Genomic DNA, 6,917 nt, shown 5'->3' on the forward strand with positions numbered 1-6,917 from the left:
TATCGGTTAAGGTAGAGACATGACTTTTCCTATTCCCCGGGCACCTAAGAGACGAGCGTTCACGCCCGTTGCTGCTATGCCCACGGTTGAGGAGGTCTCCGCGGGCGGTGTCATCGTCAACTTCGATGAGCCCGGTTTACCTGTGGCAATCATTGCTCGCATCAACCGCGGTGGGCGCCTAGAATGGTGCCTCCCCAAGGGCCATCCCGAGGGGGAAGAGAGCCGAGTTCAAGCGGCAGCACGTGAGATTGAAGAGGAAACTGGTATCTCCGGGGAGGTCATCACCTCCCTAGGGAGCATTGACTATTGGTTCAATGTTTCTGGTCACCGCGTCCATAAAACCGTTCACCATTTCTTGTTCTCCGCCACCGGCGGTGAGCTCACCACCGAGAATGATCCTGACCATGAAGCCGTGGACGTCGCTTGGGTCAACATTGATGATGTGGGGCGCAAACTTTCCTTCCCCAACGAACGGCGTATCGCTGACATCGCCCGCGAGTACATCATCCACCAGCTGTCTTAAGCTGCATTGAGTAGATAAGGATTTCGTGTGGCACGATCCGGTGCTTTTTCTAGCGCTATCATGGCAGCCGGCACCCTCGTATCGAGGGTACTGGGGTTCGTCAAGACCTTCCTGATTACCGTCGCTCTCGGTGCAACTACCACCGTGGGCGACATTTTTGAAACCGCTAACACCCTGCCCAACCTTATTTATGTGCTGGTAGCAGGCGGCATTTTTAATGCTGTGTTGGTGCCACAGATTATTAAGGCAGCCAAGCACGATGACGGCGGTTCTGATTTCATTTCGCGCCTGGTAACTCTGGCAGTGTGCGGTATTGCCGCGGTGACGGCCGTGGTGGTTATCTGCGCTATGCCCATCATTTCAATCATGGGTAGTGAATGGAGCCCGGAACAACAGCGTTTCGGTTTCGTCTTCGCCGTCTGGTGTTTCCCCCAGATTTTCTTCTACGGTCTCTACACCATCATCGGTCAGGTCCTCAATGCTCGCGGGGCCTTCGGCTGGTTTATGTGGGCACCGGTGGTCAATAATATTGTGGCTATCGCTGCGCTCATCATCTTCATTACTTCATTTGGTGCTCAGGACGTCACCACCACCCCACCCTTCCATAACCTCACCTCATGGACCAGCGCCCAGACCATCGTGTTGGCAGGTAGCGCCACACTTGGCGTGGCTTTACAAGCCCTGATTCTCTTTATCCCCTTGCGCAAGCTGGGTTTGAACCTGCGCCCCAAGTTTGGCTGGCGCGGTATCGGCCTGGGATCAGCAGCTAACCTGGCGGTATGGACGCTGGCCACCGGCGTGGTCTCTAACCTTGCGTTCATGTATCTCACCAAGGTAGCTGCAAACATCGTTGGCGCACGCGAAAGACTGATGGATTTGGGTATCCAGCTTCCCGGTGTGCAGGCACTCAACTATTCCTCCATGCTCTATTCACTGCCCCACGGCGTGATTGGTCTGTCAATCGCCACGATTCTCTTCAACCGCATGTCTGCCTCATCTCAAGAAAAGGATCATCAAGCAGTAGGCGCGGCGCTATCTGCCGGTCTGCGCACCGCCTCCATTGCCACAGTCTTTTGCGCCGTAGCGCTCGTTGTTTTTGCGGGGCCTATTGGCATGATCTTTGGCGGCGGCGGGCAGCAAGCGGGTGCCGTCATCGGTCAGACCATCGCCGTTATCGCTTTAGGCGGCCCTTTCCTCACCATCGCGTTTATGATGGGGCGTGTTTTTTACTCGCAGGAGGACGCCAAAACCCCCTTCTACATTCAGCTCATCTCAGCAATCGTCATCGTTGCTCTTGGCTTCGCGGCCTCCTGCCTAGCCCCACAGCACACGATCTATGGGTTGGCGCTGACTTACGCACTGCAAAATATCCTGGCGGTCTACCTAAGCCACCGCGTCCTAGTAAAGCGTCTGGGCGACTATGGTATCGCTGATATCGTCTCAACTCATGCCCGCGTTGCCTTCGCCTCAGCTGCTGCTGGTCTGGTGGGCGCCACAGCTCTCTACCTGATGGGTGGTTACAGTTTTGATGGGTTTGCCTGGAGCTCACGCGGTTCTGCCTTCATCACGGTAGCAGTGGGAGGAGTCGTCATGACTATCGCCTACTACGCTATGCTGCTACTTTTCAAGGTGAGAGAACTAGAATCGCTTACTGCCCCAATCCTGGCAAAACTTGGCCGGTAGCACACATCAATAACCGCTACCCACCGGGTAAACTCAGTAAACAGACATCACGAACGCTCACTGGAGGCACCTTTTGGCACAGCAGATCCCTTTGCATACGCTGCTGGGTGACCGTTATAAGGTCACCGCCCGCGTACTTGAAACCGCAGACGGTGACACCATCCTTGACGGTGTTGATCAGATTCTTAACCGCAAGGTATCCATCATTGTGGCCTCTGCAGAGCACAGCTCACAGTTGGTGGCAAATGCACGCCAGTCCACCTCCCTTTCTCGTTCATCGGTGCAGATCCTTGATCTGGGCAATATCGAGGCACAGACCTACTTGGTGACTTCCCACGCTCGCGCAGATACCTTGCTTGGTACACTTCTCACCGAAGGTGGGGGTGAAGCGGAGGAATTTGGTGAAGAAATCTTCGGCGACACCGGCACTATGAGCGCCCCCAATACATATGTAGTAGCCAAGGACGACACATCTCCGGCTGCCGGGGCTGGGGCAACAGCCGCCGCTACGTCTATCTCAGCTACCCGTGCAGCAGAGCATGAAGCAGAGTATGAAGAATACGATGCGGAAGAAGACGGTTATTACGAAGGTGATGAACCAGCTGAACGCAACGGTGGCATGTGGGCTGTGGGTATCGCAGCGGTACTGGTCTTGGTGATTGGGGCCGGTGCGGTTTTCACTTCGCTGGGCAATATGGTGAACCCAACTGAAACTCAGGAGGCGCTGGGAAGCTCCCAAACATCGGCCTCAGCTTCACAGATTCCTCAGCAAACGGGCTCCCCCTCACCTTCCGCTACCAAAGAAAAGGAACCTGCAACTCCCCGCCTAGACGGTAATTTCACCCGCACGGTACCTTCGTCGGCTGCCCTTATGGCCGAGTCTGACGCGACGCTGGGGCACCTTACAGATGGCGATGATACAAGCACCTGGGTTTCCCTCGCTTTTGGCTCAGCTAACTTTGGTGGTCTCACCGATTCCTTCTACCTCTCCGCGCCCTTACTCGATGAGACCACGGTCAATTCGCTAACTATTAATCAGGTATCGGGCACTGGCGGTGCCTTCAATATTTTCGCTTCTGACAACGCTTCTATTGAGGGATCTCAGCAGATTGGCTCTGGCACCTTTGCTGCTACCGGTGAAACCACTGTTGAACTAGATACGGATGCTCAGGACGGAGACACTAAGTACATCATTGTTCAGTTCACCGAAGCACCCAGGTTAGCCCAACCTATTGTTCAAGGGTATCCTTTCGGTCTGCGTCTTGCAGAAATTTCCATTAAGTAATCAACTCTTTCTAGTTGTTTATAGCAACTAAGAACCTCCCACCGGGGGCGGGCTACCTGCAGGTAGCTCGCCCTCGGTTTGTCCAAAGAAATATATAAAGGTCGATCTTTATTACCCCTTGCGGGCATATCGAGGTGTTAAGTCCGTAGCAGAGTTTCCGCTCACTGATATAGGTGCCCGGTGTAGGGAATAATGAGGGGTAGAGCTCCGTTGCAGTAGAAAGCAACGAAGAAAAGTGAACGTCTCAGGAGAACATATGAGCGAGAATGCACTCGGCAGCATTTTTAGCGGCGCAGCAGGCAGCCTTAACCTTGGCACCACCACAGCCAGCGAACCCGCATCAGAGCCCAACGGTGACGGCACTGTACACAACGTCATCATTGTAGGTTCAGGCCCTGCCGGTTACACAGCAGCTATTTACACAGCGCGCGCTAACCTTTCCCCTCTTCTTTTCGCCTCTTCCATTTCACCCGGTGGCGATCTTATGACTACGACCGAGGTCGAGAACTTTCCCGGCTTCATTGAGGGAATCCAGGGCCCTGAGCTCATGACCAATATCGGGGCTCAGGCAGAACGGTTCGGTGCCGATATCCGCTATGAGGACGTCGCCTCGGTTGAGCTCGAGGGGCCGGTAAAAAAGGTCATACTGACCGATGGCTCAGTGTTCCTCGCTAAGACGGTCATTGTGTCTACTGGCTCTGAATACCGCAAGCTGGGTGTCGACGGCGAGCAGCGTCTCTCAGGCCACGGTGTGTCATGGTGTGCAACCTGTGATGGCTTCTTCTTTAAAGAAAAAGCATTGGCTGTTATCGGCGGTGGAGACTCAGCTTTTGAAGAAGCACTCTTCCTCACTTCTTTTGCTTCCAAAGTTTACCTAGTGCACCGCCGCGACACTTTCCGCGCGTCAGACATCATGCAGAAGCGTGCACTGGCCCACGAAAAAATTGAAATCATCCTGGACTCCGAAGTTAAAACCATTAACGGTGAGGACAAGGTTTCCAGCCTTACCCTGACCAACGTCAAGACCGGCAGCGAAACCCAGCTCGAGGTCGAAGGTGTCTTTGTTGCTATTGGCTCTGACCCCCGCACCGACCTGGTCAAGGACCAGCTGGAGCTAAGTGATGCCGGAACCATCGCAGTCCAAGGCCGTTCTTCACGCACCTCTATCGATGGGGTCTTCGCTGCTGGAGACGTTATTGATCCCATTTACCGTCAGGCTATTACCGCAGCCGGTTCAGGTTGTGTTGCAGCAATCGATGCGCAGCATTATCTAGAGTCTCTCTAAATCTTTCCTCAGTTTCCCTTTAGAAAGGATCGCCCTATGGCACAGCAAGTAACAGATGCAACCTTCTCAGATGAGGTTCTACGCTCTGATAAGCCGGTTATCGTTGATTTCTGGGCAGAGTGGTGCGGCCCCTGCCGCATGGTTGGCCCCGTCGTTGATCAGATTGGCGAGGAATACGGTGACAAGGTCAAGGTGCTCAAGCTGGACGTTGAGAACAACCCGGCAACCGCCATGAAGTATGGCATCACTTCCATCCCGGCAATTTACGTTTTCAAGGACGGCGAGGTAGCTAAGCAGACCGTTGGCGCTAGGCCTAAGGCCGCTTTGGAACAGGAGTTTGCAGAGTTCCTGAAGTAGAATCTGTAACACTAAAAGGCGCCCCAGCTTAGCTGGGGCGCCTTTTTGCTGTTTGAGGCTGTAGGGCTTCTTCATAAAGCAGTGCACCTTGGATAAAGAGGGGGCAGCAAACGACCTCCCCCACCTGTGTTTCACGTGAAACATCTATATCACTGATGCACTCCCTTAATCTTTCCCAGGTAGCACTTCTTCTGATGAAGCTTCCTGGGCAGCAACATTAGCCACCCTAGTCGACCACAGGAGGAGGGAGATAGTGACGGCATACCCTAGACCAGTCAGTGCAAAAGCTATAGAGAATTGCTGAACTAAGCATTGAATCACTGCGCAGAAGAGGGCGAAAAACCCGACCCGAGCAGCCCTCAAGACCAATGGCGCAGCCGCTGTGTGACCCTTCTGCCACGCTTGATCACTAGAAAGGGTGTGCTTTGTCTTGATTCCAACCAGGGAATTCCTGGAAAGCTGACCTGCTTTCATAGGCAAGCTCAGCCCCATCATGGTCAACGAAACTATCAGCAACCCACCCATGAAGGGTAGAGCATCAATGAGGTTCATATATCAATTCCCTTACTGGGTTTTCTCTGGATATTTCTGATTTTTTCTAATAGTAGTCGTTGAAATTGGGGCGCATTTTAAGAGCTATATACAACTCTAAATTCTTCAAATATTATTTCTGACTCTTTAGTAAATTCCAACCCGAACTCATGAGCTATTTCTTTAAAGAAATCCAAATGATTGTTTTGCCAAGATGCGAGATTTTCATCTTCTCCCTCATTGGAGCACAGAGTAAAATCCATCTCACTAAAGGGCAATCTGTGCACAGTATGAGTTTCAATGACGCAGCTAGGTTGGCCGTACTCGTTGAGAACGATGGATAAAGCACCCGGCTCTGGTATTGGGGTTTCGGTGGCTTCATACTCGAGCACAGCAGAGGAAGTTGCAGTCTTGTCTCCAGCGAGAATCAAACCCAGCAAGTAAGCAGCCTGGTGCGGACTGGCACCGAAAGCGAATATATCGTAGTAGCCTGTATCTGATGGCCATACTAGAGTCTTCCAAAAACCTCTTCCAGTACTTCTGCACATGCAGTTCCATCTCAATCCTTCATGGTAAACAAATAAATAAATTTGTTTTGAGGACTAATAAGATAGTTAGAAGCCCAACAAGGGCCAGTGCTTCACCCACAATGTCTCTTTGCAGCATCAAGATTTTCTGATGTTTCACGTGAAACATGTATTCAGTGATTACCTATAGGGGGCTCGCCGGGATCATGTTCAAGGGAGGCGGTGTGGCCAGAGTCGAAGTTTGGAATATCAACCTGAGAAACAGCACCCGCCGCAGCAGAACCGTAGAGCGCAATGGGCGCAGCGAGAGCCTCACCCGCAATCTCGACCCTGTTTTTTACTCCCTTTATTTTCTTACCCTTAAGTGCTCTACGCTGAACCCAAAAGATGGCTAAAAATAAAGGGGTGAGAGACAGTAGGATAATCGCCAGAAAAATAAGAGTTTCCATTTTTACCTCGCTTTTAGAAATTATACCAACTCGCAATAAGTGAGGCAATAGATATTTTAAAAATACAAAATAAGTAAAAACCTTTAATTACCACCCCATAGAGATAATAACTGTGTCAATAATTTTGTAGATATAGATAAAACATATAAAGAGGCTTATTCAAAAGTAGGAACACACCCACACCCCACCAACTAGACAACGGCCCCACCAGCGGCAAAAATAAGAGGATTAAATCACTACAAATAACCTCAAGCCATACCGGAAGAACCGTTGCTCC

General features: G+C 51.8%; 8 protein-coding genes. 5 read left to right on the top strand and 3 right to left on the bottom strand.

The window, feature by feature from the left end:
• Nucleotides 1-19: 19 nt before the first annotated feature.
• The 5 genes from ABD982_RS10995 (at nt 20) to trxA (ending at nt 5,133) form a co-directional block, all read left to right on the top strand.
• The gene (locus ABD982_RS10995) at nt 20-523 is read left to right on the top strand and encodes an NUDIX hydrolase (RefSeq protein ID WP_251380520.1); all 504 of its coding nucleotides are present in this window, start codon (nt 20-22) and stop codon (nt 521-523) included.
• Between the two features lie 27 nt (nt 524-550).
• Nucleotides 551-2,206: a murein biosynthesis integral membrane protein MurJ gene (murJ, locus tag ABD982_RS11000; protein WP_251380519.1), complete on the top strand. Its 1,656-nt coding sequence runs from the start codon at nt 551-553 to the stop codon at nt 2,204-2,206.
• A 73-nt stretch (nt 2,207-2,279) separates the two neighbouring features.
• Nucleotides 2,280-3,491: a serine/threonine protein kinase gene (locus ABD982_RS11005; RefSeq protein WP_345447568.1), complete on the top strand. Its 1,212-nt coding sequence runs from the start codon at nt 2,280-2,282 to the stop codon at nt 3,489-3,491.
• A gap of 256 nt (nt 3,492-3,747) precedes the next feature.
• Nucleotides 3,748-4,776, top strand: a complete 1,029-nt coding sequence (gene trxB / locus ABD982_RS11010; RefSeq protein WP_251380517.1) for a thioredoxin-disulfide reductase — start codon at nt 3,748-3,750, stop codon at nt 4,774-4,776.
• Nucleotides 4,777-4,812: 36 nt separating this feature from the next.
• Nucleotides 4,813-5,133 carry a thioredoxin gene (gene trxA / locus ABD982_RS11015; RefSeq protein ID WP_251380516.1) on the top strand — a complete coding sequence of 107 codons (321 nt, stop codon included), beginning with the start codon at nt 4,813-4,815 and terminating at the stop codon, nt 5,131-5,133.
• Between the two features lie 165 nt (nt 5,134-5,298).
• Here trxA and ABD982_RS11355 read toward each other — a convergent pair whose 3' ends face one another.
• The 3 genes from ABD982_RS11355 to ABD982_RS11025 all read right to left on the bottom strand — a co-directional run bounded on the left by ABD982_RS11355 (nt 5,299) and on the right by ABD982_RS11025 (nt 6,640).
• Entirely contained in the window at nt 5,299-5,685 is a 387-nt protein-coding gene (locus tag ABD982_RS11355) for an SdpI family protein (RefSeq protein WP_425570051.1), read from the bottom strand.
• Between the two features lie 77 nt (nt 5,686-5,762).
• Complete coding sequence (locus tag ABD982_RS11020) at nt 5,763-6,212, bottom strand: ASCH domain-containing protein (protein WP_345447572.1); 450 nt, start codon at nt 6,210-6,212, stop codon at nt 5,763-5,765.
• A gap of 152 nt (nt 6,213-6,364) precedes the next feature.
• Nucleotides 6,365-6,640: a hypothetical protein gene (locus tag ABD982_RS11025; RefSeq protein WP_345447575.1), complete on the bottom strand. Its 276-nt coding sequence runs from the start codon at nt 6,638-6,640 to the stop codon at nt 6,365-6,367.
• Between the last annotated feature and the right edge of the window lie 277 nt (nt 6,641-6,917).

Source organism: Rothia endophytica (genome assembly GCF_039543885.1).
In the GTDB taxonomy this organism is placed as follows: domain Bacteria; phylum Actinomycetota; class Actinomycetes; order Actinomycetales; family Micrococcaceae; genus Rothia; species Rothia endophytica.

Coding starts and splice junctions, on each gene's coding strand:
- ABD982_RS11025 (WP_345447575.1), bottom strand. CDS start 6,640: ATGGAAACTCTTATTTTTCTGGCGATTATCCTACTGTCTCTCACCCCT.
- trxB (WP_251380517.1), top strand. CDS start 3,748: ATGAGCGAGAATGCACTCGGCAGCATTTTTAGCGGCGCAGCAGGCAGC.
- ABD982_RS10995 (WP_251380520.1), top strand. CDS start 20: ATGACTTTTCCTATTCCCCGGGCACCTAAGAGACGAGCGTTCACGCCC.
- ABD982_RS11355 (WP_425570051.1), bottom strand. CDS start 5,685: ATGAACCTCATTGATGCTCTACCCTTCATGGGTGGGTTGCTGATAGTT.
- ABD982_RS11020 (WP_345447572.1), bottom strand. CDS start 6,212: ATGTGCAGAAGTACTGGAAGAGGTTTTTGGAAGACTCTAGTATGGCCA.
- trxA (WP_251380516.1), top strand. CDS start 4,813: ATGGCACAGCAAGTAACAGATGCAACCTTCTCAGATGAGGTTCTACGC.